The sequence below is a fragment of the Devosia sp. SD17-2 genome, from assembly GCF_029201565.1.
In the GTDB taxonomy this organism is placed as follows: domain Bacteria; phylum Pseudomonadota; class Alphaproteobacteria; order Rhizobiales; family Devosiaceae; genus Devosia.
The window spans coordinates 1,545,600-1,571,947 of the sequence record NZ_CP104002.1; the positions used below are offsets into that span (position 1 = coordinate 1,545,600).

Annotated in this window: 25 protein-coding genes; 8 read left to right on the forward strand and 17 right to left on the reverse strand. The window is 62.5% G+C overall.

What is annotated here, in order from left to right:
* The first annotated feature begins 60 nt into the window (after window positions 1-60).
* The 7 genes from NYQ88_RS07565 (at window position 61) to glgX (ending at window position 13,180) form a co-directional block, all read left to right on the forward strand.
* On the forward strand, window positions 61-1,902 hold the full coding sequence (locus NYQ88_RS07565) for a monovalent cation:proton antiporter-2 (CPA2) family protein (protein ID WP_275654332.1): 1,842 nt from the start codon (window positions 61-63) through the stop codon (window positions 1,900-1,902).
* Between the two features lie 99 nt (window positions 1,903-2,001).
* Window positions 2,002-4,473 carry a glycogen/starch/alpha-glucan phosphorylase gene (locus tag NYQ88_RS07570; RefSeq protein ID WP_275654333.1) on the forward strand — a complete coding sequence of 824 codons (2,472 nt, stop codon included), beginning with the start codon at window positions 2,002-2,004 and terminating at the stop codon, window positions 4,471-4,473.
* Between the two features lie 102 nt (window positions 4,474-4,575).
* Window positions 4,576-6,765: a 1,4-alpha-glucan branching protein GlgB gene (glgB, locus tag NYQ88_RS07575; RefSeq protein ID WP_275654334.1), complete on the forward strand. Its 2,190-nt coding sequence runs from the start codon at window positions 4,576-4,578 to the stop codon at window positions 6,763-6,765.
* Between the two features lie 53 nt (window positions 6,766-6,818).
* Window positions 6,819-8,090: a glucose-1-phosphate adenylyltransferase gene (gene glgC, locus NYQ88_RS07580; RefSeq protein ID WP_275654335.1), complete on the forward strand. Its 1,272-nt coding sequence runs from the start codon at window positions 6,819-6,821 to the stop codon at window positions 8,088-8,090.
* Window positions 8,090-9,535, forward strand: a complete 1,446-nt coding sequence (gene glgA, locus NYQ88_RS07585; protein ID WP_275654868.1) for a glycogen synthase GlgA — start codon at window positions 8,090-8,092, stop codon at window positions 9,533-9,535. The genes glgC and glgA overlap by 1 nt, the downstream gene beginning before the upstream one ends.
* Window positions 9,532-11,160 (forward strand): alpha-D-glucose phosphate-specific phosphoglucomutase, encoded by a 1,629-nt coding sequence (locus tag NYQ88_RS07590; protein ID WP_275654336.1) that lies wholly within the window; start codon window positions 9,532-9,534, stop codon window positions 11,158-11,160. The genes glgA and NYQ88_RS07590 overlap by 4 nt, the downstream gene beginning before the upstream one ends.
* Window positions 11,161-11,170: 10 nt before the next feature.
* Entirely contained in the window at window positions 11,171-13,180 is a 2,010-nt protein-coding gene (glgX, locus tag NYQ88_RS07595; RefSeq protein ID WP_275654337.1) for a glycogen debranching protein GlgX, read from the forward strand.
* Here the strand turns inward: glgX and NYQ88_RS07600 are convergent.
* From NYQ88_RS07600 to NYQ88_RS07660, 13 genes are all read right to left on the reverse strand, one after another.
* Window positions 13,177-13,629 carry a GNAT family N-acetyltransferase gene (locus NYQ88_RS07600; protein WP_275654338.1) on the reverse strand — a complete coding sequence of 151 codons (453 nt, stop codon included), beginning with the start codon at window positions 13,627-13,629 and terminating at the stop codon, window positions 13,177-13,179. The two genes, glgX and NYQ88_RS07600, sit on opposite strands and share 4 nt — an antisense overlap.
* Window positions 13,630-14,262 (reverse strand): urease accessory protein UreG, encoded by a 633-nt coding sequence (gene ureG / locus NYQ88_RS07605; RefSeq protein WP_275654339.1) that lies wholly within the window; start codon window positions 14,260-14,262, stop codon window positions 13,630-13,632.
* 11 nt (window positions 14,263-14,273) lie between these two features.
* Window positions 14,274-14,705, reverse strand: coding sequence for a DUF3995 domain-containing protein (locus NYQ88_RS07610; RefSeq protein ID WP_275654340.1), 432 nt, complete (start codon window positions 14,703-14,705; stop codon window positions 14,274-14,276).
* The gene (locus tag NYQ88_RS07615; protein WP_275654341.1) at window positions 14,702-15,358 is read right to left on the reverse strand and encodes an urease accessory protein UreF; all 657 of its coding nucleotides are present in this window, start codon (window positions 15,356-15,358) and stop codon (window positions 14,702-14,704) included. The genes NYQ88_RS07610 and NYQ88_RS07615 overlap by 4 nt, the downstream gene beginning before the upstream one ends.
* On the reverse strand, window positions 15,355-15,828 hold the full coding sequence (locus NYQ88_RS07620; RefSeq protein WP_275654342.1) for an urease accessory protein UreE: 474 nt from the start codon (window positions 15,826-15,828) through the stop codon (window positions 15,355-15,357). The genes NYQ88_RS07615 and NYQ88_RS07620 overlap by 4 nt, the downstream gene beginning before the upstream one ends.
* 17 nt (window positions 15,829-15,845) lie before the next feature.
* Window positions 15,846-16,427: a hypothetical protein gene (locus tag NYQ88_RS07625; RefSeq protein ID WP_275654343.1), complete on the reverse strand. Its 582-nt coding sequence runs from the start codon at window positions 16,425-16,427 to the stop codon at window positions 15,846-15,848.
* A gap of 8 nt (window positions 16,428-16,435) precedes the next feature.
* Entirely contained in the window at window positions 16,436-16,858 is a 423-nt protein-coding gene (locus NYQ88_RS07630; protein WP_275654344.1) for an MliC family protein, read from the reverse strand.
* Window positions 16,859-16,951: 93 nt separating this feature from the next.
* Window positions 16,952-18,661: an urease subunit alpha gene (gene ureC / locus NYQ88_RS07635; RefSeq protein WP_275654345.1), complete on the reverse strand. Its 1,710-nt coding sequence runs from the start codon at window positions 18,659-18,661 to the stop codon at window positions 16,952-16,954.
* 116 nt (window positions 18,662-18,777) lie between these two features.
* A complete protein-coding gene (locus NYQ88_RS07640; protein ID WP_275654346.1) occupies window positions 18,778-19,185 on the reverse strand; it encodes a hypothetical protein in 408 nt (135 codons plus the stop codon).
* Between the two features lie 99 nt (window positions 19,186-19,284).
* On the reverse strand, window positions 19,285-19,590 hold the full coding sequence (locus NYQ88_RS07645; RefSeq protein ID WP_275654347.1) for an urease subunit beta: 306 nt from the start codon (window positions 19,588-19,590) through the stop codon (window positions 19,285-19,287).
* A 14-nt stretch (window positions 19,591-19,604) separates the two neighbouring features.
* Complete coding sequence (locus NYQ88_RS07650; protein WP_275654348.1) at window positions 19,605-20,183, reverse strand: HupE/UreJ family protein; 579 nt, start codon at window positions 20,181-20,183, stop codon at window positions 19,605-19,607.
* A 9-nt stretch (window positions 20,184-20,192) separates the two neighbouring features.
* Complete coding sequence (locus NYQ88_RS07655) at window positions 20,193-20,495, reverse strand: urease subunit gamma (RefSeq protein ID WP_275654349.1); 303 nt, start codon at window positions 20,493-20,495, stop codon at window positions 20,193-20,195.
* A gap of 9 nt (window positions 20,496-20,504) precedes the next feature.
* Window positions 20,505-21,308 (reverse strand): urease accessory protein UreD, encoded by an 804-nt coding sequence (locus tag NYQ88_RS07660; protein ID WP_275654350.1) that lies wholly within the window; start codon window positions 21,306-21,308, stop codon window positions 20,505-20,507.
* A 119-nt stretch (window positions 21,309-21,427) separates the two neighbouring features.
* Between NYQ88_RS07660 and NYQ88_RS07665 the strand changes: the two genes are divergently transcribed.
* Entirely contained in the window at window positions 21,428-21,778 is a 351-nt protein-coding gene (locus NYQ88_RS07665; protein ID WP_275654351.1) for a hypothetical protein, read from the forward strand.
* A gap of 56 nt (window positions 21,779-21,834) precedes the next feature.
* On the opposite strand, the gene urtE is transcribed toward NYQ88_RS07665, so the two are convergent.
* The 4 genes from urtE to urtB all read right to left on the reverse strand — a co-directional run bounded on the left by urtE (window position 21,835) and on the right by urtB (window position 26,288).
* Window positions 21,835-22,539 (reverse strand): urea ABC transporter ATP-binding subunit UrtE, encoded by a 705-nt coding sequence (gene urtE / locus NYQ88_RS07670; RefSeq protein WP_275654352.1) that lies wholly within the window; start codon window positions 22,537-22,539, stop codon window positions 21,835-21,837.
* A complete protein-coding gene (urtD, locus tag NYQ88_RS07675; RefSeq protein ID WP_275654353.1) occupies window positions 22,536-23,285 on the reverse strand; it encodes an urea ABC transporter ATP-binding protein UrtD in 750 nt (249 codons plus the stop codon). Before urtD ends, urtE begins: the two co-directional genes overlap by 4 nt.
* Before the next feature lie 5 nt (window positions 23,286-23,290).
* A complete protein-coding gene (gene urtC / locus NYQ88_RS07680) occupies window positions 23,291-24,496 on the reverse strand; it encodes an urea ABC transporter permease subunit UrtC (protein ID WP_275654354.1) in 1,206 nt (401 codons plus the stop codon).
* A 193-nt stretch (window positions 24,497-24,689) separates the two neighbouring features.
* Window positions 24,690-26,288 carry an urea ABC transporter permease subunit UrtB gene (gene urtB / locus NYQ88_RS07685; protein WP_275654355.1) on the reverse strand — a complete coding sequence of 533 codons (1,599 nt, stop codon included), beginning with the start codon at window positions 26,286-26,288 and terminating at the stop codon, window positions 24,690-24,692.
* Between the last annotated feature and the right edge of the window lie 60 nt (window positions 26,289-26,348).

The following is a 26,348-nucleotide window of genomic DNA, read 5'->3' on the forward strand; positions in this document are numbered from 1 at the left end:
GCAGATTTTCTTGACGCGCGCGCTCCGTGGTCACAGTTTCGGTCTTCCAAGGAGTATGCGATGGCCCAAGACCTGGTGGAGACTGTTTCTCACGCAGCAGGGGGAGGGGTCGACCTCCTTCCCGTGGTGATCCTGTTGGGGGCGGCGGCCGTAGCGGTGCCGCTGTTCCGGCGGCTTGGCCTCGGCTCGGTGCTGGGATATCTGGCGGCAGGCGTGCTGCTCGGCCCTTCCGGCTTTGACGTGGTGACGGACCCATCGGCGGTGCTGCACCTGGCCGAACTCGGCGTCGTCATGTTCCTCTTCATCATCGGCCTCGAAATGGAGCCCTCCCGCCTCTGGGCGTTGCGGCGGCAGATCTTTGGGCTTGGGGTGATCCAGGTCGGGGTCTGCGGACTGCTGCTGACCGGGGTCGGCATGATGCTTGGCTTTGCGCCCGTCGTGTCCTTCGTGTTCGGCATGGGGTTTGTTCTCACCTCGACCGCTATCGTCATGCAGATGCTGGGCGAACGGGGCGAACTGGGGAGCGAAAGCGGCCAGAAAATGGTCTCGATCCTGCTGCTCGAAGACCTCGCCATCGTGCCGCTCCTGGCCATCGTGGCGCTGCTGGCACCGGGCGCAGGGGATACCAGCTTTCTGACCCGCATCTTGTCCATAGGCCTCGCTATCGGCGCGGTGCTGCTGCTGATCTTCCTCGGTCGACGGATCATGAATCCGTTCTTTGCCGTGCTCGCCGCCGCCAAGGTCCGCGAGCTGATGACGGCCGGAGCGCTGCTGGTCGTGCTCGGCGCGGCGCTGTTGTTCCAGGCGGCGGGCCTCTCCATGGCCATGGGGGCGTTTCTTGCCGGCGTGCTGCTCTCGACCTCGACGTTCCGCCATCAGCTCGAGGCTGACGTCGAGCCGTTCCGCGGGCTGCTGCTGGGCCTGTTCTTTCTTGCTGTCGGCATGTCGCTGGAACTCAGCGTGGTGGCCGAAAACTGGCAGGTGATCGCCGCCGGCGTGGTTGCGGCCATGCTGGTCAAGGGCGTCGCCATCTACATCATCGCTCGACTGCTGCGGTCGAGCCATGGCGAGGCGATGGAGCGGGCGGTGCTTATGGGGCAGGGCGGCGAGTTCGCTTTCGTGCTCTACACGACGGCCGTGAGCGCGGGGCTGATCGATGGGCCATCCAACGCGATCTTCACCGCGACCGTGATCCTCTCCATGGTGCTGACGCCCCTGCTGGTCATCCCGATGCGGCGGCTGATGCCGAAGAAGACGATGTCGATGGACGGGATCGAGGAGGTCAACGGCCTCAGCGGACGCGTATTGCTGATCGGGTTCGGGCGGTTTGGGCAGATCGCCAGCCAGCCGCTGCTCGGTCAGGGACACCAGATCTCGATCATCGACAACGATGTCGAGATGATCCGGGCGGCATCGCAGTTCGGTTTCAAAGTCTATTATGGCGATGGCACCCGGCTCGATGTGCTGCATGCGGCAGGGGCAGACCGGGCCGAAATGGTGCTGGTCTGCGTCAACGACGCCAAGGCAACGACGCTGATCGCCGAGCTGATCCGGGATCATTTTCCGCTGGTCAAGGTGATGGCACGCGCCTTCGATCGGGGCCACGCCATCGAACTGCGCGAGATCGGCGTCGAGTATGAACTGCGCGAAACCTTCGAATCGGCGGTGCGGTTCGGAGGGCAGGCGATCCGCATCCTGGGCGCCAGCGAAGTCGAAATCGACGACGCCATCGAAGGGGTTCGCAACCGTGACCGGATGCGGTTCGAGGCGCAATTGCTGGGCGACCTGCGCCAGCAGGATTTGTTGATCTCCAACGCGATAGACCAGGCCCGGGAGAGTGGCGTCGAGGTCGACCCGAACGCTGCGGAGGCAAGTGCCAAGGCCAGCACAGAGCCCCATTGATGCCGCTTTGCGGTATTTTTTGGGGCTTTTCGATGCTGAAATTAAGTGCAAGAGTGTTCCTGTCCGAGGGGAACATCGTCATGAAAACTGGATTGCGATATGCCGCAAAAGCCGATCGTCTACGATGCTCCAATCCACGAGCCCCGTGCCATTACTGTTGAAGCCATTCAGGCTGAAATTCTTGAAAGGCTGATCTATTCCGTAGGTAAGGACCCCATTGTCGCCCGCCCGCATGACTGGCTGACCGCCACGATCCTGGCAGTGCGCGACCGTGTGATGGACCGCTGGATGGAGAGTTCGCGCGAGACCTGGCGGACTGCCAACAAGCGGGTCTACTACCTCAGCCTCGAATTCCTCATCGGCCGGCTCATGCGCGATGCAATGAGCAATGTGGGGCTGATGGAGCCGGTGCAGCAGGCGCTGGCCAATCTCAATGTCGACCTCGGCGATCTGATTAATCTCGAGCCCGACGCGGCGCTCGGCAATGGCGGCCTTGGCCGCCTCGCAGCGTGCTTCCTAGAGTCCATGTCGTCGGTCGATATCCCCGCCTACGGCTATGGCATTCGCTATGTCCATGGGCTGTTCCGGCAGGAAATGAGCGAAGGCTGGCAGGTCGAGCTGCCCGAAGAGTGGCTTGCCCACGGCAATCCATGGGAATTCGAGCGGCGCGAAAGCACCTATGAGATCGGCTTTGGCGGACACGTCAATCCGGTCCAGGATCCGGATGGCAGCATTCGTCAGGAATGGGAGCCCAACGAGCATCTGCTGGCGGTGGCCTATGACACGCCGATCGTCGGCTGGCGCGGCAAGCGGGTGAATACGCTGCGGCTATGGAGCGCGCAGCCGATCGACCCGATCCTGCTCGACAAGTTCAATTCCGGCGACCACATCGGCGCGCTCGAAGAAAGCGCCAAGGCAGAAGCGATCACGCGGGTGCTTTATCCGGCGGATTCAACGCCGGCCGGCCAGGAATTGCGCCTGCGTCAGGAGTTCTTTTTCTCCTCGGCATCGCTGCAGGACATCGTGCGACGGCATCTCCAGCAATATGGCGACCTCAGCTCGCTGCCAGAGAAAGTGGCCATCCAGCTCAACGACACGCACCCGGCCATTTCGGTGGCCGAGCTCATGCGCATTCTCATCGATGACAATGGGATCAAGTGGGATCAGGCCTGGAAACTGTGCAAGGGCACGTTCGGCTATACCAATCACACGCTCCTGCCCGAAGCGCTGGAAAGCTGGCCGGTGGCCCTACTGGAGCGGCTGCTCCCGCGGCACATGCAGATTATCTACCAGATCAATGCAGAAGTGCTGACCGAGGCCCGGGTCAAGGCCGGGTTCAACGACCAGCAGGTGGCGACCATCTCTCTGATCGATGAGCATGGCGGTCGTCGCGTGCGCATGGGGCAGCTGGCCTTTGTTGGCTCGCACTCGATCAATGGCGTCTCGGCGCTGCATACCGAGCTGATGAAGCAGACGGTTTTCGCCGACCTGCACAGGCTTTACCCCGAGAGGATCAACAACAAGACCAATGGCATCACGCCGCGGCGCTGGCTGCTGCAGTGCAATCCGAGCCTGACCAAGCTGGTCAGCGACCGTATTGGCCCAGAGTTCATGGACGATGTAGAGAAGCTGCACCTTCTGGCGCTCCACGCTGAGGACAAGGGGTTCCAGAAGCAGTTTGCGGCGGTGAAGTTCGCCAACAAGCAGCGCCTCGCCAGGTTGATCAAGGACCGGCTCAATGTCACGGTGTCGCCCGAGGCGCTGTTTGACGTGCAGATCAAGCGCATCCACGAATATAAGCGCCAGCTCCTCAACATCATTCACGCGGTGGCGCTCTATGATGAAATCCGCGCCCATCCGGAGCGGGAATGGAAGCCGCACGTCAAAATTTTCGCGGGCAAGGCGGCGCCGAGCTATTGGAATGCCAAGCTGATCATCAAGCTGATCAACGACGTGGCGCGGGTCATCAATAATGACCCGGCCGTGCGCGGCCTGCTCAAGGTTGTGTTCCTGCCGAACTACAATGTGAGCCTCGCCGAAGTGATCGTGCCGGCGGCCGATCTCTCCGAGCAGATCTCGACCGCAGGCATGGAAGCGTCCGGTACGGGCAACATGAAGTTCATGGCCAATGGCGCCATCACCATCGGCACGATGGACGGCGCCAATGTCGAGATGCACAAGGAAGTAGGACCCGACAATATCGTCATCTTCGGGCTCTCGGCGCAGGAGGTCGAGGACAAGCGCAGCCGCAGCGAGGTACCGCGCTCGGCCATCGACAAGTCGCGCCGCCTGCGCGAGGCGCTCGAGTCCATCTCTTCCGGCGTGTTCTCGCCCGATGATCCCAACCGCTATCGTGATCTAATCGGCGGTCTCTATGACCATGACTGGTTCATGGTTGCCCGTGACTTCGACGCCTATTGGGCGGCGCAGGAAAAGGTCAGCCGGCTTTGGGCCAATCCCGACCGGTGGTGGGCGATGGCGATCCGCAATACGGCGAACATGGGGTTCTTCTCGTCGGATCGCACGATCAGACAATATGCCGGCGAAATCTGGGGTGTGCCCACGGCATAGCCGAATTTCTCGCGGATCGGAGCCACGCGGGGAAACCAAAGGTCACCGCGCGTGGTTTACTATGGTGCACTAGTGGGGACCGGCGCCCTGGGGATGAATGGCGTGAGCAAAGAAAACTGGCAGGCCGATGCGCGTGAAGTCGAAGCAATCGTGGCGGGACGCCATGGCGATGCCTTCGCCTTTCTCGGCCTGCATGAAATCGACGGCAATTGGGTGCTGCGCGCCTTTATTCCGCACGCTGAGGCTGTCACCGCCTATACGCTGGACGGCACAGAACTCAGCCATCTGTTCCCGCGCCATGCGGCGGGGTTCTTTGAAGGCAAGGTCAATCTGGACCGGCGACAGCCCATTCGGTATCGCGCCAAGAATGCCGGCGGAGAATGGGATGCCTATGATCCCTATTCCTTTGGTCCGGTGCTCGGGCCTATGGACGACTATTATATCGGCGAGGGCAGCCATCTGAGGCTGTTTGACAAGCTCGGCGCCCACGAGATGGAGTTCGAGGGCGTTCACGGCACCCATTTTGCGGTGTGGGCACCTAATGCGCTGCGTGTTTCGGTGGTGGGGACGTTCAACGATTGGGACGGACGGCGCCACCCGATGCGCAATCGCGGCGGTATCTGGGAAGTCTTTGTGCCGGTCGTTGGAACAGGCACGATCTACAAATATGAGATTGTCGGGCCGGACGGGAAAGTCCTGCCGCTCAAGGCCGATCCGTTTGCACGGCAGGCCGAGTTGCGGCCGCGCAATGGCTCGGTGGTGCCAGACCCGACGCCCTTCACCTGGACCGACGACAAATATATGCGCGAGCGGTCAAGCCGGGATTGGCGGCGCACGCCGATGTCGATTTATGAAGTGCATCCCGGATCGTGGCGGCGGCGGGCCGACGGCAGTTTTCTCAGCTATGACCAGTTGGCCGAGCAGCTGATCCCCTATGCGGCGGACATGGGCTACACCCATATCGAGCTCCTGCCGATCAGCGAGCATCCATACGATCCGAGCTGGGGCTATCAACCAACCGGGCTCTATGCACCAACGGCGCGGTTCGGTGATCCGGCGGGGTTTGCCCGGCTGGTCAATGCCGCCCATGAGGCAGGGCTTGGCGTCATCCTGGACTGGGTGCCGGCGCATTTCCCGACCGACGAATTCGGTCTCAGCAATTTCGACGGCACGGCGCTCTACGAGCATTCCGATCCACGGCAGGGTTTCCACCCCGACTGGAACACGGCGATCTATAATTTTGGTCGCAAGGAGGTTTCGGCCTTCCTCACCAATAATGCGCTGTTCTGGTTCGAGAAATTCCACATCGACGGGCTGCGCGTCGATGCCGTGGCGTCAATGCTCTATCTCGATTATTCGCGCCAGCCGGGGCAGTGGGTGCCCAACAAGCATGGCGGTAACGAGAACCTCGAAGCGGTTGCGTTCCTGCAGCGGGTCAATGCCGAGGTCTACAAGCAGTTTCCCGGCGCATTCATGATCGCTGAGGAGTCTACCTCATGGCCGGGCGTCAGCCAGCCAACCTACACCGGCGGGCTGGGCTTCGGCTTCAAGTGGAACATGGGCTTCATGAACGACACGCTGCGGTTCATGGCGCGCAGCCCGATCCACCGGCGCTACCATCACAACGACATGACCTTCGGCCTCGTCTACGCCTTCAGCGAGAATTTCGTGCTGCCGCTGAGCCATGACGAGGTGGTGCATGGGAAGGGTTCGCTGCTCGACAAGATGCCGGGCGACGAGTGGCAGCAGTTTGCCAATCTGCGCGCCTATCTGGCGTTCATGTGGGGGCACCCGGGCAAGAAGCTGCTGTTCATGGGCCAGGAGTTTGCCCAACGCGCCGAATGGGCCGAGGGCAAGGGGCTCGACTGGTGGCTGCTCGATGCCGCGCCGCATGAGGGCATGCGCCGCCTCGTGGCCGATCTCAATGCCGCCTACCGGAGCCTTCCGGCCCTGCATGAGCGCGATTGCGAGCCGGACGGGTTCGAATGGGTCATCGGCAATGACCAGGCCAACTCCGTGTTGGCATGGCTGCGCAAGGCACCGGACGCCGAGCCGGTGCTGGTCATCTCCAATTTCACGCCGGTCCCGCGTGAACACTACAAGGTGCCGCTGCCCAAGGCAGGGCGGTGGATCGAAAGGATCAATACTGACGCCGGATGGTACGCAGGGGGGAATACGGGCAACCAGGGGGGCATAATCGCCCGCGAGGTGACGGGGCAGCACTGGCCGGCGGAAGCCGAGCTCTATCTGCCGCCGCTGGCAACCCTTTTCCTGAAATACGATCCGGATTGAACCGACTATAATGGCAATGTCCCGGGGGAGCCGGGCGACGTGGAGGGAAGAAAATGGCTGATTACAGGGTACCATCGCCATTGGCCCGCGAGGCGATGGCCTATGTGCTGGCCGGGGGACGCGGAACACGGCTGATGGAGCTGACCGATCGGCGCGCCAAGCCGGCTGTCTATTTCGGGGGCAAGTCGCGCATCATCGACTTTGCGCTCTCCAATGCCATCAATTCAGGCATCCGCCGTATCTCCGTGGCAACGCAGTACCAGGCGCACAGCCTGATCCGCCACTTGTCTCGCGGCTGGAACTTCCTGCGCCAAGAACGTAACGAGAGCTTTGACGTACTGCCCGCGAGCCAGCGTGTGGCCGAGGACATGTGGTATGCGGGCACGGCTGACGCCGTGTTCCAGAACATGGACATTATCGAGGACTACGGCGCCCGCTATATCGTTATCCTGGCCGGCGACCATATCTACAAGATGGACTACGAAATCATGCTCCGCCAGCATGTGGATACGGGCGCGGACGTGACCATCGGGTGCCTTGAAGTGCCGCGCAAGGAGGCCTCGGCCTTTGGCGTGATGCATGTCGACGGGCGCGACCGGGTGATCGACTTTGTCGAAAAACCCAAGGACCCGCCGTGCATCCCGGATCGGCCGGACACGGCGCTGGCGTCCATGGGCATCTATGTCTTCGAGACGCGCTTCCTGATGGAGCAATTGCGCCGCGATGCCGCGACCGAGGGCTCGAGCCGGGACTTCGGCAAGGACATCATCCCCTATATCGTCAAGAACGGCACAGCCTGGGCGCACCGGTTCACGCGCTCCTGCGTCCGCTCCAGCAATGAGAGCGTGGCCTATTGGCGCGACGTGGGCACGGTGGATGCCTATTGGAAGGCCAATATCGACCTCACTGACATCAACCCGCAGCTCGACCTCTATGATCGCGACTGGCCGATCTGGACCTATGCCGAAATAACCCCGCCGGCCAAGTTTGTGCATGATTTTGATGGTCGACGCGGCTCTGCGGTGAATTCGCTGGTGTCGGGCGACTGCATCATTTCGGGCGGGCATCTGCAGCGGACGCTGTTGTCCACCGGTAGCCGGGTCCACTCCTATTCCGTGCTGGAAGAAGCGGTGGTGCTGCCCTATTGCGATATCGGGCGCAGTGCGCGATTGAAGAAGGTCGTGATCGACCGCGGTGTCAGCGTGCCCGAGGGACTGGTCGTCGGCGAGGACCCTGAATTCGATGCCAAATGGTTCCGGCGGACGGCGGACGGGGTGACACTGATTACGCAAGCCATGATCAATCGGTATCTGGCCGACAGATGATCGAGGTTCTATCCGTTGCCTCCGAAGTCTATCCGCTGATCAAGACGGGGGGCCTGGCCGATGTCGCCGGCGCCCTGCCGCTGGCCTTGGCCGAGACCGGGGTGACCATGCGCACTCTGGTGCCCGGTTATCCGGCCGTTGTGGCGAAGCTGACCGGTGGTCGCGAGGTTGCGCAGTTCGACGATCTCTTTGGCTTCCGCGGTCGGCTAATCGCGGGGCGGGTCGATGGCCTAGATCTCATCGTGCTTGTTGTGCCCGCACTCTATGATCGGCCGGGGAACCCCTATGTGGGCCCCGAAGGCTGGGATTGGCCGGATAACTGGAAGCGCTTTGCGGCGCTGAGCTGGGTGGCGTCGGAACTTGGGCTCGGACTGGTGGACGGATATCGGCCGCAGATCATCCACGCCCACGACTGGCAGGCAGGCCTTGTGCCGGCCTATGTCAAATACGGGCCTTCGGCGACGCTGAAGACGGTCATGACCGTGCACAACATGGCCTTCCAGGGCACGTATGGCGCAGATGTTTTCGGGCAACTGCGCCTGCCGCCGCATGCGTTCTCGGTGGAGGGCGTGGAATATTATGGGGGCGTCGGTTACCTCAAGGCGGGGGTAGAATGCGCTGACGTGGTGACCACAGTCAGCCCGACCTATGCCGCCGAAATCCGCACGCCGGCCTTTGGCATGGGGCTGGATGGCCTCCTCAGCCATCGCAGCCACACGGTGTTTGGCGTGCTCAACGGCATCGACATGAATGCCTGGGATCCGGCGACCGACAAGGCGCTGACACGGAACTATACGGCAAACTCGCTGCATCACCGCGCGGAAAACAAGGTGGCTGTGCAGGAGCGGTTTGGCCTCCAACAGAGCAATGGCCCGCTCTTTGTGGTCGTCAGCCGGCTTACCTGGCAAAAGGGCATCGATCTTCTCGCCGGCTGTATCGACATGATCGTGGCAGCCGGTGGCCAGTTGGCCGTGCTGGGATCGGGCGAGGCGGAACTCGAAAACGCCGTCCGGGGCGCTGCCATGCGCCATCCCGGACAGGTCGGGCTCGTGACAGGCTATAATGAAGAGCTGAGCCATCTGCTGCAGGGCGGCGGCGATGTCATTCTCGTGCCATCGCGCTTCGAGCCCTGCGGGCTGACGCAGCTTTATGCACTGCGCTATGGGGCTATTCCCTTGGTGAGCCGGGTCGGCGGGCTCAATGATACCGTCATCGACGCCAATGTGGCGGCCCTGCAGGCAGAAGTTGCGACCGGCGTGCAGTTCTCGCCCCCGAGCGAGGCCGCGCTGGCCGATGCAATCAAGCGCGTGCTGGCGCTCTATGCCGACGAGAAACTTTGGAAAAAGATGCAGAGACGCGGGATGAAATCGGACGTGAGCTGGCAGGCCAGCGCCGCCAAATATGCCGCGCTCTATGCCTCGCTGATCGGATTGGACAAAGTATGACCGTGACAGTTAAGACCACCCCGTACAGCGACCAGAAGCCGGGCACGTCGGGCCTGCGCAAACGCGTGACGGTCTATCAGCAGCCCAATTATGTCGAGAATTTCATCCAGTCGATCTTCGACAGTCTGGAGGGGTTTTCCGGCCAGACACTGGTGATTGGCGGGGATGGCCGTTTCTACAATGACGTCGCGATTCAGAAAGCCATTCGCATTGCGGCGGCCAATGGTTTTGGCAAGGTGATGGTCGGGCAGGGCGGTATTCTCTCGACCCCGGCGGCCAGCAATATCATCCGAAAATACAAGGCCTTTGGTGGGCTGGTGCTGTCGGCCAGCCACAATCCGGGCGGGCCCGAAGGCGATTTCGGCATCAAGTACAATGTGGGCAATGGCGGCCCGGCGCCGGAAAAGATCACCGACGCGGTCTATGCGCGCTCGCAGGTGATCGACAGCTACAAGACGCTGGAAACGCCCGATATTGATCTGGGCGCGGTGGGCACGCAGACGGTCGGCGACATGGTGGTCGAGGTGATCGACCCGGTCAGCGACTATGCCGAGCTGATGCAGTCCCTGTTCGATTTCGACGCGATCCGGGCGCTGTTTGCGGGCGGCTTCAGCATGACCTTTGATGCGATGAGCGCGGTCACCGGGCCTTATGCGCACAAGATCCTTGAGGACATGCTGGGCGCGCCCAAGGGCACGGTGATCAATGGCCAGCCCTCGCCCTCGTTCAATGACGGGCACCCGGACCCCAACCTTGTCTACTGCAAGGACATGTATGACCTGCTGATGACGGCGGATGGGCCGGATTTCGGCGCTGCCTCGGATGGGGATGGCGATCGCAATCTCATCATCGGCAAGAACCGGTTCGTGACCCCCTCGGACTCTCTGGCGCTGCTGGCGGCCAACGCGCATCTGGCGCCGGGCTATAGGGACGGCATTGCCGGGATCGCCCGCTCCATGCCGACCAGCGCGGCGGCGGACCGTGTAGCCGAAAAGCTCGGCATCGAAATGCACGAGACCCCGACTGGCTGGAAGTTCTTCGGCAATCTGCTCGATGCGGGACGGGTGACCATCTGCGGCGAGGAGAGCGCGGGTACGGGCTCGAGCCATGTGCGCGAAAAGGACGGGCTGTGGGCGGTGCTGCTCTGGCTCAATATCCTCGCCGTGCGCAAGCAGGGCGTCGATGAGATCGTGCGCGAGCACTGGAAGACCTATGGCCGCAATTATTATACGCGGCACGACTACGAAGAGGTCGATGCAGCCATTGCGAACAGCCTCGTCGATGATCTGCGCGGGCGGCTCGCGAGCCTGCCGGGGCAGGTGCTGAATGGGCTCGAAGTGGCCTATGCGGATGACTTTACCTATCACGACCCGGTGGATGGCTCGACCAGCGCCAAGCAGGGCGTGCGCATTGGTTTTGTCGATGGATCGCGCATCGTGCTGCGCCTTTCGGGCACCGGCACGGTGGGCGCGACGCTCCGGCTTTATCTCGAACGCTATGTGCCGGCCGATGGCGATCACGGCCAGGATACCCAGGTCGCGCTGGAGCCGCTGATTGCGCTTGCCGACGACCTCGCCAGCATCAAGGCACGGACCGGTCGCCCAACGCCGAGCGTCATCACCTAGGCATGAATGAATGACTATCCACATTGTGCCCGGCGCCGGGTCTATCGAAACGCTCGGCGCCACACCCGTCCCGGGTGGGGTGAACTTTGCCGTTTATTCGGAGGCGGCGCAGGCCATCTGGGTCTGCCTGTTTGACAGCAATGACCGGGAAATCGGGCGATACCAGCTGGATGTGAAGGCGGACAATATTTTCGCTGGTCTTGTCGCTGGTATCGGGCCGGGCGCACGCTACGGGTTACGGGCGGATGGCGCCTATGACCCGGACCAAGGCCTGTTTTTTGATCCGGCGAAGCTGCTGGTTGATCCCTATGCGCGCCAGCTGGATCGGGAATTTGCCTATTCGCCGCGCCTGAGGATGCCGCGAGAGGCCAATTTCGATACGTCCATTCTGGTGCCCAAGGCGATCGTTCCGGGGGCGGGGGCGGCTCCTGCGGTGCCGCGAAAGAAGGCGCCGGGGACATTCTACGAGCTCAATGCGCGCGGCTACACCAAGCGCCATCCGGCTGTACCCGAACGGGTACGAGGGACGCTTGAGGGGCTGACGGCAAAGCCCGTTGTCGAGCATCTCAAGCGCGTCGGGGTCGACACGGTGCAGCTGATGCCCATCGCGGCGTGGATCGATGAGCGGCATCTGCCGCCACTCGGTCTTGCCAATGCCTGGGGCTATAATCCCATCACCTATTTCGCGGTGGATCCGCGCCTCGCGCCGGGCGGCATGGCCGATCTGCGGGCGATGACCGACGTCTATCGCAAGGCCGGGATCTCGGTGATCCTCGACGTGGTTTATAACCACACCGGCGAGAGTGACGCCGAGGGTCCCATCGTCAGCATGATGGGGCTCGACCCGCACAGCTATTATCGCTTCGTGCCGGTCGATGGGCGGCAGGTGCTGGTCAATGATGCAGGCACCGGCAATACACTACGGTGCGACCATCCCGCGGTGCAGCGGCTGGTGATCGAGAGCCTCCGCGCCTTTGTCGAAGAGGGCGGTGTTTCCGGCTTCCGCTTTGATCTGGCGACCATTCTGGGGCGCGAGCCGGGGTTCAATCCCAATGCCGAGATGATCCGGCTGATCAAGGAAGACCCGCTGCTGAGCCAGTGCATCCTCGTCGCCGAACCCTGGGACCCGGGACCGGGTGGTTATGCGCTGGGTCAGTTCGGGCGCGAGTTTTTTGAGCACAACGACACATATCGCGATGAGGTCCGAGCCTTCTGGCAAGGGCAGAATGGCCGCATCGGCTCGCTGGCCGGCAAGATTGCGGGGTCATCGGAGATTTTTGACCGAGATGGCCGCAAGCCCAGCCATGGCGTCAACTTTCTGGCCGTGCATGATGGTTTTACCCTGCGCGATCTCGTCAGCTACAGCCACAAGCACAATGGCGCCAATGGCGAAGACAACCGTGATGGCCACGACGCGAATTATTCGTGGAATTGCGGGGCCGAGGGCGAGAGCACTGACGAGGTGATTAATAGCGCCCGCAAGCGCGACGTGAAAGCGCTGCTGGCAACGCTGTTCCTGTCGCGCGGGACCCCGCTGATGCAGCAGGGTGACGAAATGTTCCGCACGCAGAAGGGTAATAACAATGCCTATGCGCAGGACAATGAGATCACCTGGCTCGACTGGGACAGGACCGACGACGGCATTGCCGAGCTGACCGCAGGGCTCATTGCCTTTCGAAAGGCGCATCCGGCGATCACCCATGACCATTGGCTCACCGGTCGCGAGCACCATGGGGTTCGCGACGTCGTGTGGCTGCACCCGGATGGACGGGAGATGACAGAGGGCGACTGGAACGATCCGGCCGGCTCGGTTCTGGGTGCGCATCTTCGGCACAAGGAGGATGAGGTCATCGTCTGGATCAACCGCCGGATCGAGCCGGTGGTGGCCCATCTCCCGGAGGGTGACTGGTCCGTCGGCATTGTCTCGGACGAAACGGGCAGCCTCGTGCTCACGCAAGGCACGGCGACGCTGCCGCCGCGCTCGGTGGTGGCTCTGGTGCGACCTGCGGCCGAAAGCTAGCCGGGGACTTCCACCATGCCAAGCCGCGTATAGAGCCGGCGGGCGGCAGTGTTTTCGGGTTCAACCTTGAGGTCGACATAGTCGGCGCCGCGTTTGGCGAAGAGGCCGAAGGCATGTGTCATCAAGGCGGCACCAATACCCCGCCCCCGGAAGGTGGGAGCGACCGCCAGGTCCTTGATGAAATTGCTGGTCCAGCACTGGATGAAGCCGGCAACCGTTCCGTCTTCCGCGACAGCGGCGACGCAAAGGCCGGGGTCGTATTCGCTGTCGGTGACGAGATTGCCGTGCCAGTCGGGGAACGGCGCGATGCGGCCGGGGAGGGCTTCTTCGAGAACAGCGTGCGCTAGGCGCGGATCGATGCTGCTCAGTTCCACCGGTCGGAGTCCAAGGGGCCAGGAGGCAGCCATGATCGGACCGGCAAGAATCTTGCGCAGCCGCAGATGGCTCACTTACTCGGCCGCCTCAGCGACAAAGCCGCCGTGCTTTTCGATGAAGCCGATGATCTGGTTGAGGCTCTCGCGGCGCAGCAGGTCGGTGAAGACATAGGGCCGGCCATCGCGGATTTTTTGCGTGTCGCTCTCCATGACTTCGAGGCTGGCGCCGACATAGGGCGCGAGATCGGTGTGGGTGATGACGAGGAGATCGGAGCGCGAGATTGCCGGGCCACCCTTGCGCGGGATCTTTTCGCCCTGGGCGACCGAGATGACGTAGATGGTCAGGTCCGCAAGGTCTGGCGAGAAGGTCGCTGCCAGATTGTCGCCGCCGCTTTCGATCAGGATGATGTCGAGGTCGGGGAATTTGCGATTGAGCTCGTCAATGGCAGCCAGGTTCAGCGAGGCGTCTTCGCGAATGGCGGTGTGCGGGCAGCCGCCGGTTTCAACGCCGACAATGCGGTCTTCGGAGATGGCCTGAACCCGCGAGAGGATCAGCGCGTCTTCCTTGGTGTAGATATCGTTGGTGACCACGGCCATCGAGTAGCGATCCCGCATGGCCTTGAGCAGCATTTCGCACAGCGTGGTCTTGCCCGAGCCGACCGGCCCACCAATGCCGATACGCAGCGGACCGTTGAGGCTCTTGGACATGGAAGGTTCTCCTAGACGAGGCGAAGGGCGATAAGGGCGAAAAAGCCGAGGCCGATGAACAGGCAGAGCGGCGAGTAGACCCGACGATCGTTAAGGCGGAAAATCGGTTCCGCCGTGATCGCCTGCCACTGCGGCGTGTAGCCGATGACACCGCGGGCAACGAAGATGGCGCCGAAGAGGCCGCCGACGAGATTGAGCGCCATGCCGCCGCCCTCAGGGTCGGCGATGGCAAGCGCGATCATCGAGGCGTAGAAGGTGGCGATGGCGACGGCCAAGGTCAGCAGGCGGTTCGGCATCTTTTCGATGCCGGTAAAACCGACCACGGTCTGAGCCAGCAATTTCTGATCGCGCAAGGGCCATGAAAAGCCGATGGCCCAGACGAAATGGGCGAGGGAGACAGCCAACAGGGCGATACAAACGAAGGCGGCAATGAGCATGCTCATGAGCGGAAAATCCTCGTCGCCAGGGTTTCGTGCTTCATCTGGGCGATATCAGCGCCATAAGCGACGCTGCCGATATCGTCTAGTGTCGCTGCCAGACAAAGTTCGGCAATCTGTGCGATTTCCGGCTCCAGCGACGCCATGATGGAGAGACCATCGGTCTGGCCGATTGGGACCAGACGCACGGCCACCGAGACCTGTCCGTGGATGGTTGCCGTGAGGTAGGCCAGGAGGGTTGAAGTGAGGTCGACCGCGTGGCTGGCGGCGATTGCGCCTACAGCAATAGGGTAGGGGCAGGCTTCGGGCAGGGCCGCTGGCGCAGTGCTGGGCCAGGCGGCGCTGGCAAGGATGAAGGCGCGACCGGTCTGCAGCGTTTCGGCATGGCGTTCGCTGGAGGGCGTGAGCGCGAGGCAGAGATCGGCGAGCTCTGCCAATTGGGCCGGGTTGGCAAAGTGACGGTGCGCATGGGCCAGCAGGATGGCGTCATTGCGCAGGCCGCCATGGTGGAGGCTGCCGGAAATCCAGTCCTCGGCGCTGGCGCGATCCTGCACGCGACCATCGACAATGGCGGTTTCGAGCCCGGCCGACCAGGCGAAGGCGCCTACCGGAAAAGCCGGGGAGAGCCAGGTCAGGAGTTTTTGCAGCGCGGCACTCACGGGCGGGCGAGCAAGGCGTGGGCGCCATCGGCGTGGCTATGGCTGTGATAGGCGCCATGCTCGGCAAAGAAAGGCTCAGTCACATTGCTCACCGTGGCGCCAAGTCCCTCAAGCATGGTTTTGAGGACATGGTCGCGCTTGATGAGGATGCGATGCTCATCAAGCTGGGCCGGGGTGTGGCGATTGCCGATATGCCAGGCGAGCCGGATGAGATGGGCCGTGTCGCGGGCGCGGATTTCGTAAAGAAGCTCCGGTGCGGCGACGATTGCCACATCGCTGCCATTGTCCAACTCCAGCCGCTGGCCATGCTCGAGCGTTGTCACTTGCGGCAGATCCAGCAGGACTTCCGTGCCTTTTGCGCCGCGCAGTAGCTTGCGCCGGACACGGCGCTCGTCGTGGTCCAGCGTGATCGTGTCGATGGGCGCTTCGCGTCTGTCGGCAGCGGCGTGGAGGGCAATGACGGCGTGCATAGGGGCGGTCGTTCCAGTCAGGTTGTGTAGAAAAAGCGGGCAGCCATCGTTGCCTGATGCATCAGGTGGATGATGACGATTGCCAGATGGACGCGGGCATTGGCCGAAAACGCTCCGAGCGCGCAGAAGGAGAGGCCGACGGCGGCCTGGACAAAGTAGAGGCCGCCATATTCCTCCCAGTGCCCCGTGCCCTTAAGAAGAGTGTCGGCGACGTCGAAGACGGCAACGGCGGCAAAGAGGCCGAAAAACCATTTCCGGCGCTTGATGAAGAAGTCTTCGTAGCCCCGATAATCTGAGAGGTTGTCCGGCGACAGCAGCGCGGCGATCAGGAACAGGAGAATGGCAAAGGCGACGAGGAAGACCGCTATGCCGAAATTCCAATGGCTGAACTTGAACAGCGCGAATTCCCACCACCAGAACAGCAGGAGTTCCAGCAGCATGGACCCCACCCAGAGCAGGTGTAGGGCCGACAGCTTGGCGCGATGGGGGTGCTGGATGATGCCAGCGATGGTCACGAGAAGACGCGCCATGCCCAGACCGATAACAGTGCCGAGCAGGACGCGCATATGAGGGAATATTTCCGCTGTTACGGTCTGCATCTTGTCCGTCAGGGGGTATTGCTGGCCTGAGTGCAGCTCAGCATGGGCTCAGCCTCCTCGTCCTGCATGAGATCGCGCAAGGTTCCTTCGCCCTGGTGGCTCCACCACTCATAGGGGCCAGAGACGTAACGGGCGCCCGAGCCCGAGATAGTGGTGGCAAAGACGTGATGCTCACCCTCGATTGGCACGATGGCGAGGAAGTTCGGCGCCGCATTGATGTACTGAACGGTGAGCACGTCGCCATTGCTGCACTGATAGGTTTCGTTTGTGCGCTCAATGTCGCCAGCGCTTTGCAGTGTCAGCGTCAGGGCGGCGCTCACATTGTTCTGTGGGGCTGGAGCGGGCGCAGGAATTTCGTCCTGGGCCAAGGCGCTGCCGCAGACGAGCAGGATCAGTGCCGCCGTAGCGGTCATGGTTTTCGTCATGTTCATGTGTTCCCTCCTGGTTGGGTGAAATGCCGAAGCACTTCCACCAACCGGCCCCACAATCATGGCGAATACGCGATCTGGCAAGGGTTTGTCCGCCTAGAACAGGAAGTAGCGCTGGGCCATTGGCAGGACTGTCGCTGGTTCGCAGGTGAGCAGGACGCCGTCGGCGCGCACTTCGTAGGTTTCCGGATGCACCTCGATATGGGGCATGGCGCTGTTCAGTTTCATCGCGGCCTTGCCGATGCCGCCGCGCGTATTGGTGACAGGCACGAGGTCCTTGTCGACGCCGAGGCGGTTGCGCAGGCCCGCATCATGGGCGGCCTGTGAGATGAAGGTGACCGATGACCGGCTGACGAGCTTGCCATAGGCGCCGAACATGGGCCGGTAGTGCATGGGCTGGGGCGTCGGGATGGACGCGTTCGGGTCGCCCATCGGGGCGGCCGCGATGGAGCCGCCGATCAGCACCATTTCCGGCTTCACGCCGAAAAAGGCTGGGTTCCAGAGCACAAGGTCGGCGCGCTTGCCCACTTCCACCGAACCAATGTGTTGGCTCATGCCATGGGCGATGGCGGGATTGATCGTGTACTTGGCGATGTAGCGTCGGACGCGGAAATTGTCGTTGTCGCCGGTTTCCTCGGCCAGGGGACCACGCTGGCGCTTCATCTTGTCGGCGGTCTGCCAGGTGCGGATCAGCACTTCGCCGACGCGGCCCATGGCCTGGCTGTCGGACGAGATGATTGAAAAGGCCCCCATGTCATGGAGGATGTCTTCTGCGGCGATCGTCTCCTTGCGGATGCGGCTTTCGGCAAAGGCGACGTCCTCGGGGATGTTCTGGTCGAGGTGGTGGCAGACCATGAGCATATCGAGATGCTCGGCAATGGTGTTGTGCGTGTAGGGCCGGGTCGGATTGGTCGAGGAGGGGATGACATTGGGCAGGCCCGCGACGCGGATGATGTCGGGGGCGTGGCCACCGCCAGCGCCTTCGGTATGGAAGGCATGGATGGTGCGGCCCTTGAAGGCGCCGATCGTGTCTTCGACGAAGCCGCTCTCGTTGAGCGTATCGGTGTGGATCATCACCTGCACGTCGTAGTCGTCGGCGACGGCAAGGCAATTGTTGATGGCGGCCGGGGTGGTGCCCCAATCCTCGTGCAGTTTGAGGCAGGATGCGCCCGAGAGTATCATCTCCTCGATCGGGGCGGGGACCGAGGTGTTGCCCTTGCCGGCGAGCGCCAGGTTCATCGGGAACGCGTCAAAGCTCTCGATCATGCGCTCGATATGCCAGGCGCCGGTGCAGGTGGTGGCGAGCGTGCCATGAGCGGGGCCAGAGCCGCCGCCAAGCATGGTGGTGACGCCACTCATCAAGGCTTCCTCAATCTGCTGAGGGGCGATGAAGTGGATATGAGCGTCCATGCCGCCGGCGGTGAGGATACGGCCTTCGCCGGCAATGGTCTCGGTGGAGGGGCCGATGATGATGTCGACGCCGGGCTGGGTGTCGGGATTTCCGGCCTTGCCGATGCCGACGATGCGACCGTTCTTGAGACCGATATCGGCCTTGTAGATGCCCGTGTGGTCGACAACGAGGGCATTGGTGATGACGGTGTCGACGGCGCCTTCAGCGCGGGTGCGCTGGGACTGGCCCATGCCATCACGGATGACCTTGCCGCCACCGAACTTCACCTCTTCGCCGTAGATGGTGAAATCCTTCTCCACCTCGATGAAGAGCTCGGTATCGGCCAGTCGCACCTTGTCGCCCGTGGTGGGGCCATACATGTCGGCATAAGCGGCGCGGGAAATCTGAGCAGGCATGGCGGCTCCGGAAGATCAGGGGCAGGCGTGAAGAACGGACAGCGCAAACACCTTTGGTGCCCGCCCCGGATGGGACGTGCGCGCAAGGCCGTATGCGGCTGGAAGCGGGGTGTGGTTTAGTTCGGGTTGGACCGGGTCTGCTGGCGGTAGATGGCCACCGAGCGATCGATGATCGCGTCGAGCAGCATCTCGCCCTGGGCCATGACCTGGTCGGCCCGCTGGGTGGCGACAATCAGCGAGACCGCGAGAGCCTGGATGGCATAGGCCTGCTTGATGCGACCGGCCTGGTGGTGGCCGTTGCCCTTGGCCTCGAAGGTCTTGAGCAAATCGTTGTAGGTCTCCGTGGTCATCACGGATTTCGCGCCGCTCCAGCTCTGCTGTTTCAGCGAGGCGGCCAGCTCGGAGGCGAGGCTCCCGATCAGCGCCATCGTCTCGCCGTCGCGCGTGCCAGCCTCCTGCAGGTCCTGCAGGACAGAGGCAAAGCGCTGCTTGAATTCGGCTTCTTTGGTCGGTGCGGTCGTCATGGGCGTCCAGGCAAAGGGTTTGGGTGGCGGTCCTTAAACCACCATTTGGCATAAATTGCCATGCCGCGGTGCGGCTTTTGCCTCGACACATGACCTCCATCACAGTGGCCCCATGACCATCTGGCGGAAGCCATAGACGCGTCGGTCGCCGCCGATGGGAATGAGGCGGACTTCGCGCGTCTGGCCCGGCTCGAACCGCACTGCAGTGCCGGCGGCAATATCGAGCCGCATGCCGCGGGTCATTTCACGATCGAAGCGCAGGCCGGCATTGGTCTCATAGAAATGGTAGTGCGAACCGACCTGGATGGGTCGGTCGCCAGTATTGGCGACCTCCAGCACGATCTGGGCGGCACCGACATTGATCTCGATCGTGCCTGGTTTGGGAATGACTTCGCCGGGGATCATCTGACGCCCTCCGATCAGGCGCCGAAAGCCAGCCACAGGCCGCCGAGGGCGGTCGCGGCGCCAGCTGCGCGGGTGATGAGCTTGCCACTGACGCGGGCAAGGCCGAGGCCAGCGGCAATGCCGGCGGCGTGGAGGGCGGCGGTTGCGATGAGGAAGCCGCTGGCAAACTCCCAGGCGCCGGCCTCTCCGAGTTCACCGCCATGGGCGTGGCCATGGAAGAAGGCGAAGAAACCAACAAGTGCAGCCACAGCCGCGGTCGGGATGGGCAGCGCCAGGGCGATTGCCACACCTAGGAAAACCACCGAGGCAAGGATCACCGGCTCGACGAAGGGAAGGGGCGCACCGAAAATGGCGAAGCCAAAACCGAGGGCAATGGTGCCGACAAAGGCTGCCGGCACCTGCCAGATGGCGCGGCCGCCCTGTTGTGCGGCCCAAAGGCCGACAGCCACCATGGCAAGAATGTGGTCGAGGCCAAAGAGGGGATGGCTGAAGCCGGCGGCGAAGGAGCCATGCTCTGTAGGATCGAGATGGGCGAAGGCCGGCAGCGTGGCGGCCAGCGTCAGGGACAGGGCGAGGAGAGTGCGATTGAGCATGGTCGGTTCCTATCGGATCGGCTGGTGGACGGTGACGAGCTTGGTGCCGTCCGGAAAAGTGGCTTCGACCTGGACGTCGTGGATCATCTCGGCGATGCCCTCCATGACCTGGTCGCGGGTGATGACATGGGCGCCGGCCTCCATCAGCTCGGCCACAGGGCGGCCATCCCGAGCGCCTTCGACGACGAAATCGGTGATGAGGGCGATAGCCTCGGGATGGTTGAGCTTGACGCCGCGTTCGAGGCGGCGACGCGCTACATTGGCCGCCATGGCGATCAGCAATTTGTCTTTTTCGCGCGGGGTGAGGTTCATGGCCTGGTCCTAGAGGTGCCACAGGCGCGGTAGATTACCGGCGCCAGTGAGGTCGATCAGAATGGGAACGATGAGGCGGCGCAGCGCCAGCCCGCTGGGCGCGCTGGCGCGCACCACCACGCGCTCGCCGATCTGGCTGGCTGCAATGTTTGCGGATGGCGGCAGGGCGGCGCGGATATGGGCGAGGCGCTGCGCCGCCCGGTCGGCGTCGGCAGCAAGATGGACGATGGTGGCGATGGCGCGGGCGCCGTCGAGGAGGGAGAGTGCGTCGCGTTCGCGGTCGCGGCCGTCGAGACGGGTGGCTTCGGCATGGACCAGCCGGCCATTGCGGCGGATGCGCCAATCGTCGGTGAAGACGGCGTCCCGCGCTTCCTCGCCCATCGCGTCGCGGCCCAGCAGTACGGCCTCGATCGCGGTCAGGGTCGCGCCATCGTCGAGATCGATCTCAAGGATGCGGGCGAGGCGGCTGCCGGCAAAGAGAATGGTTTCCTGCGGCAGCCAGTCGAGATGGGCGTTGCGGCCGACCTTGAGGCGGGTGGTCACTTCAGCCGTTGCACCGGTGGAGCGGTAGCTGCGCTCGCAGGCCTGGGTAGTGAGGATCATCTGCCCATCGGCAGCGACCTCCGCCCTCCAGTCGAGAATGTCCCCTCCGGTCAGGCCGCCGGCAGTATTGATGAGGATGGCCTCCAGTGCATCGGAGTGTGTCCGGGGCAGGCGGATCTTGGCGCAGCCGTCCTGATAGAGTTGGTCAAGACAAGTGGATGCTCCGCGAAGATATGTAACGACGCGGCCAGTTCCGCGTGCGCGCTGCATTTTGGGGTGGGCGATAACATGTGTGAGAGGCGCGGGTATCATCGCAACGATACCTCGTCCGCTCCGTTGGTTTCTTGAGCAAACGCTCTTTGATAGCGAAATTTCAAGAGGTTATAGGCATGAATATCAAATCTGCACTCTCTATTCTCGCCCTGAGCACAAGCCTTGCATTCACCGGTTCGGTAATGGCGCAGACGTCCATCAACGGTGTTGACCTCAGCGATGCCGACCTGCCTGCCGTCCAGGAACGCTGCGACCAGTTGCTGGTTGCTGACACCACTGCATCCACCAGCACTGCGACGGAAAGTTCCGAGCCTGACAGCAATGCTTCCGACGATTCGTCCGGCGCTGCTGATGCAACCATTGAGGATGCGCCGGCCGTGAACGAGATGGCCAATATGACCAGCGCGATCGACCTCGATACCATTGATCTCCAGGCATGCCTGGATGCGGGTCTCGTCACCCGCTAAGGCGCAGTCCATCTGTTCCTTTCAGGGCGCCCGGCTTGCCGGGTGCCTTTTCTTGTCTAGACCATCAGGTGTTGACGTATTTCGGGCCGGTCCAGATCCTGGGCAGAACCGCTATGCATGATCTCGCCGCGATCCATGACGTAGATGTCGTCAGCGATCTCGCGGCAGAAATCGAGAAACTGTTCGACCAGAAGAATGGTCATGCCCTTCTCGTCGCGCAGGAATTGCAGCGCCCGGCCGATATCCTTGATGATCGAGGGCTGGATGCCTTCGGTGGGTTCATCGAGGACGAGCAGGGTGGGGCGGGTGACGAGGGCGCGGGCGATGGCCAATTGCTGTTGCTGGCCACCAGAGAGATCGCCACCGCGCCGATTGAGCATGGCCTTCAAGACCGGGAAGAGCTCGAAAATGTAGTCCGGGACGTTGCGGTCGGCGCGGGCAAGACCGGCAAAGCCGGTTTCGAGATTTTCGCGCACTGTCAGAAGCGGGAAGATTTCACGACCCTGGGGAACGTAGCCGAGGCCCAAGCGAGCGCGTTTGTAGGGTGGCGCTTTTTTAAGCAGATCACTGCCGAAAATTACGGCACCCGAGGAGATGTGATTGATGCCGGCGATGGCGCGGATGGTCGAGGATTTGCCAACGCCGTTGCGGCCGAGAATGGCGGTGATCCGGCCGGGGCGGCACTCGATGGAAACGCCCTTCAGCGCCTGGGCCGCGCCATAGTGGAGGTCGATGGTGTCGAGGGAGAGTGCAGCGCTCATCGGCCGAGATACCTTTCGATAACAACGGGGTTGGCGCTGACCTGATCGAGGGAGCCCTCGGCCAGCACCGAGCCTTCGGCAAGGCAGATCACCCGCGAACCCAGCGCGCGCACGAAGTTCATGTCGTGCTCGACGACGACAACAGAGCGGGTCTGGGCGATGTGCTTGAGCAGTTTTGCGGTCTCTTCTGTTTCGCTGTCGGTCATGCCCGCCACCGGTTCATCGACCAGGAGGAGCTTCGGATCCTGTGCAAGCAGCATGCCAATCTCGAGCCATTGCTTCTGGCCATGGCTGAGATTGGCGGCCAGTTCGTCTTTGCGATGGGTAAGACGGACAGTGTCGAGGATCTCGGTGATGCGCGCCTCGTCCGCTGCATCGGGCGCGTAAAACAGCGTCGCGAAAATGCCGCGCGGCTTTTTCAGCGCCATTTCGAGATTGTCCCAGACCGTATGGCTTTCGAACACGGTGGGTTTCTGGAATTTGCGGCCGATGCCGAGATTGGCGATCCCCGCCTCGTCGAGCCGGGTGAGATCGGTGCGTCCGTCGAACAGCACTTCGCCGGCATCGGGTCGGGTCTTGCCGGTGATGATGTCCATCATCGTTGTCTTGCCAGCGCCGTTGGGGCCGATAATCGCCAGCATTTCTGCCGGCCGGACGATGATCGAGAGGTTGTTGATGGCCTTGAACCCGTCGAAAGCGACGGAGACGCCATCAAGGTAGAGCATGGTTTGCTGAGCTTTTTGCATGGTGCTCACTCCGCTGGACCAGGTTGAGGGGCGGCGCCAAAGCGTGCCGGATTTTCGCCGCGTGTAATTTGGGCTGAGGCAGGAGGCGTCGGGGCGGCGGGTGTTTCGGCGCGGACAGTGCGGCGACGGCTCGCGATCTGTTTCCAGAGCCCGACAATGCCCTTGGGCAGGAAGAGGGTGACCAAGACAAAGAGCGCGCCGAGGGCGAAGAGCCAGAATTCGGGCAGGACGGTGGTGAACCAGGATTTGCCGAGATTGACGACGATGGCGCCGATGATCGGCCCGATCAGGGTGCCGCGACCGCCGACGGCCGCCCAGATGACAACCTCGATGGAATTGCCCGGCTCGAACTCGCCGGGGTTGATGATGCCCACCTGTGGGACATAGAGCGCCCCGGCAACACCGGCCATGATAGCAGAGACGGTGAAGGCGAAAAGTTTTACATACTCAACGCGATAGCCGAGGAAGCGGGTGCGACTCTCGGCATCGCGCACGGCGACCATGACCTTGCCCAGCTTGGAATTGACGATCATTGAGCAGACCAGCACCGAGAGCGCGAGGGTAATTGCGGTTGCCGCAAACAAGGCGGCACGGGTGGTTTGGGCCTGGACCGGGGCGCCGAGGAGTTCCTTGAAGTCGGTAAGCCCGTTATTGCCGCCGAAACCCATGTCGTTGCGGAAGAAGGCGAGCAGCAGGGCGAAGGTCATCGCCTGGGTGATGATCGAGAGATAGACCCCGGTGACGCGACTGCGGAAGGCAAAGAAGCCGAAGACGAAGGCGAGGAGGCCGGGCACGAACACCACCATCGCCATGGCAAACCAGAAATTATCGAAGCCCTGCCAATACCATGGCAGTTCCTTCCAGTTGAGGAACACCATGAAGTCCGGAAGGGTCGCATTGCCATAGACGCCACGGCTGCCGATCTGGCGCATGAGATACATGCCCATGGCATAGCCGCCGAGCGCGAAGAAGGCGCCGTGGCCAAGCGAGAGAATGCCGCAATAGCCCCAGACCAGATCGAGCGCGAGCGCCAGGATGGCGTAGCTCAGATATTTGCCGAACAGCGAGACCATGTAGGTCGGGACGTGGCCGAAATTACCCGGCGGGATAAGTAGGTTGGCCATGGGCACGAGGATTGCGACGGCAAGGAAGATGCCGATGACCCAGATGGCCTTTTTGTCGAGGGCGCGGAACAGGGCTTGGGTCAGCATGGTCTTGTACCTTTCAGAAGCACCCCCTCACCCCAACCGAATTCGGCAACGAATTCAGTGACCCTTCGGGCACCCTCTCCCTCAAGGGGAGAGGGGGGTATCGAATTGGTGACGAGAGCCGGGCTTCCCTTCTCCCCTCGAGGGAGAAGGTGGCGCGGAGCGCCGGATGAGGGGGGCTGCAAATGTCGGATGATCATTGCTCCACCGCCCGCCCTTTGAGGGCGAAGAGGCCGCGCGGGCGGCGCTGGATGAAGAGGATGATGAGGACCAGAATGATGATCTTGCCCAGCACGGCGCCGGCATAAGGCTCGAGAAATTTGTTGGCGATACCAAGACTTAGCGCGCCCACCAGGGTGCCCCAGAGATTGCCGACACCGCCGAAGACCACGACCATGAAGCTGTCGATGATGTAGTTCTGCCCCAGGTTTGGGGAGATGTTGTCGATCTGGGTGAGGGCGACACCGGCGAGGCCGGCGATGCCGGAGCCGAGGCCGAAAGTCATAGCGTCGACGAAGGGGGTGCGGATGCCCATGGAGGAGGCCATGCGGCGGTTCTGGGTGACGGCCCGCATCTGCAGGCCAAGGGCGGTGCGGTTGAGGACGAGCAGCAGGGTTGCGAAGACCAGTAGCGCAAAGATAACGATCCAGAACCGGCCGTAAGTGATGGAAAGTCCAAAGAAATCGACCGAGCCGGACATCCAGGTTGGGGCTATGACCATCTGGTTGGTGGGGCCGAAAATCGAGCGGACGGTCTGCTGCAGGATCAGCGACAGACCCCATGTGGCGAGGAGGGTTTCGAGGGGGCGGCCATAGAGCCAGCGGATGATGCCGCGCTCGATGCCGATGCCGATGGCGCCGGTGACGAGGAAGGCGGCGGGGAGAGCGATGAGAAGGGAATAGTCGAGCAGAAACGGGAAGTTAGTGCGGATCACCAGCTGGACGAGGAAGGTGGTGTAGGCCCCGAGCATGACCATTTCGCCGTGCGCCATGTTGATGACGCCCATGACGCCGAAAGTGATGGCGAGGCCAATGGCAGCGAGGAGGAGAACCGAGCCTAAAGATATGCCAAACCACACATTTTGCAGCGCGTCGCGGACTGCCTTGGCCTGCTGGAGGCCGGCGAGCGCGGCGTTGATGCTGGTGGCGAGTTCGGGTGGCGCATCTTGTAGCGCGAGGGTCAAATTGGTTAGCGCATTGTTAGCATTTCCCGCAGCAATCCGCGAAATTACGGCCTGTCGGTCACTGATCGGTGCATCTTTATCCCGCAGGATTATGACGGCCCGGGCCGTCTCGAGCGTGTCGCGGATTGCGGTGTCGGTTTCGGCCGCAATGGCCGCATCGAGAATGGGCAGATTGGCCGGATCCGGATTGGCGAGAAGCTGGGCGGCCGCGGAGCGACGCCGGGCGGGATCGTCGCTCATCAGCGTCATGCCCGAGAGCGCGGTGGCGATGTCACGGCGCAGGCCATTGTTGACGCGGATGCGCGAGAGGTCGGCGTCGGGGCCGAGTTCGATGGCGTCGCCGGTCAGCGGATCGGTAATCTGTTTGCCGGTCTGGATGACGACGCGGCCGGAGGTGTCGTCGACATAGAGATTGCCGTCGGCAAGGGCGGTGAGGGCCGGCACCACGGCGGTGTCGCCGGTGGTGGCGAGCTCGGTGACGATGGCGCCCAATTCCTTGAGGCTGGCTTCGCCCATGGCGGCGATGGCGGTGGGAATGTCGGTCTGGGCCTGGGCGGTGGCCGGGAAGAGAAGCGACAGGGCCAGGAGCGCGAGGCGGAGGAAATTGGTCATCGCTTGGTGTCCTTGTCGGTGGTGTGCAGATCGAGTTTCAGAACCCCCACCCGGCCTCCC

Coding starts and splice junctions, on each gene's coding strand:
- NYQ88_RS07610 (WP_275654340.1), bottom strand. CDS start 14,705: ATGAGCATGCTCATTGCCGCCTTCGTTTGTATCGCCCTGTTGGCTGTC.
- NYQ88_RS07665 (WP_275654351.1), top strand. CDS start 21,428: ATGAATATCAAATCTGCACTCTCTATTCTCGCCCTGAGCACAAGCCTT.
- NYQ88_RS07655 (WP_275654349.1), bottom strand. CDS start 20,495: ATGAACCTCACCCCGCGCGAAAAAGACAAATTGCTGATCGCCATGGCG.
- glgC (WP_275654335.1), top strand. CDS start 6,819: ATGGCTGATTACAGGGTACCATCGCCATTGGCCCGCGAGGCGATGGCC.
- NYQ88_RS07590 (WP_275654336.1), top strand. CDS start 9,532: ATGACCGTGACAGTTAAGACCACCCCGTACAGCGACCAGAAGCCGGGC.
- NYQ88_RS07565 (WP_275654332.1), top strand. CDS start 61: ATGGCCCAAGACCTGGTGGAGACTGTTTCTCACGCAGCAGGGGGAGGG.
- urtC (WP_275654354.1), bottom strand. CDS start 24,496: ATGCTGACCCAAGCCCTGTTCCGCGCCCTCGACAAAAAGGCCATCTGG.
- NYQ88_RS07625 (WP_275654343.1), bottom strand. CDS start 16,427: ATGCAGACCGTAACAGCGGAAATATTCCCTCATATGCGCGTCCTGCTC.
- NYQ88_RS07570 (WP_275654333.1), top strand. CDS start 2,002: ATGCCGCAAAAGCCGATCGTCTACGATGCTCCAATCCACGAGCCCCGT.
- glgX (WP_275654337.1), top strand. CDS start 11,171: ATGACTATCCACATTGTGCCCGGCGCCGGGTCTATCGAAACGCTCGGC.
- ureC (WP_275654345.1), bottom strand. CDS start 18,661: ATGCCTGCTCAGATTTCCCGCGCCGCTTATGCCGACATGTATGGCCCC.
- NYQ88_RS07645 (WP_275654347.1), bottom strand. CDS start 19,590: ATGATCCCCGGCGAAGTCATTCCCAAACCAGGCACGATCGAGATCAAT.
- NYQ88_RS07630 (WP_275654344.1), bottom strand. CDS start 16,858: ATGAACATGACGAAAACCATGACCGCTACGGCGGCACTGATCCTGCTC.
- NYQ88_RS07660 (WP_275654350.1), bottom strand. CDS start 21,308: ATGCAGCGCGCACGCGGAACTGGCCGCGTCGTTACATATCTTCGCGGA.
- urtD (WP_275654353.1), bottom strand. CDS start 23,285: ATGCAAAAAGCTCAGCAAACCATGCTCTACCTTGATGGCGTCTCCGTC.
- NYQ88_RS07650 (WP_275654348.1), bottom strand. CDS start 20,183: ATGCTCAATCGCACTCTCCTCGCCCTGTCCCTGACGCTGGCCGCCACG.
- NYQ88_RS07620 (WP_275654342.1), bottom strand. CDS start 15,828: ATGCACGCCGTCATTGCCCTCCACGCCGCTGCCGACAGACGCGAAGCG.
- urtE (WP_275654352.1), bottom strand. CDS start 22,539: ATGAGCGCTGCACTCTCCCTCGACACCATCGACCTCCACTATGGCGCG.
- NYQ88_RS07640 (WP_275654346.1), bottom strand. CDS start 19,185: ATGACGACCGCACCGACCAAAGAAGCCGAATTCAAGCAGCGCTTTGCC.
- ureG (WP_275654339.1), bottom strand. CDS start 14,262: ATGTCCAAGAGCCTCAACGGTCCGCTGCGTATCGGCATTGGTGGGCCG.
- urtB (WP_275654355.1), bottom strand. CDS start 26,288: ATGACCAATTTCCTCCGCCTCGCGCTCCTGGCCCTGTCGCTTCTCTTC.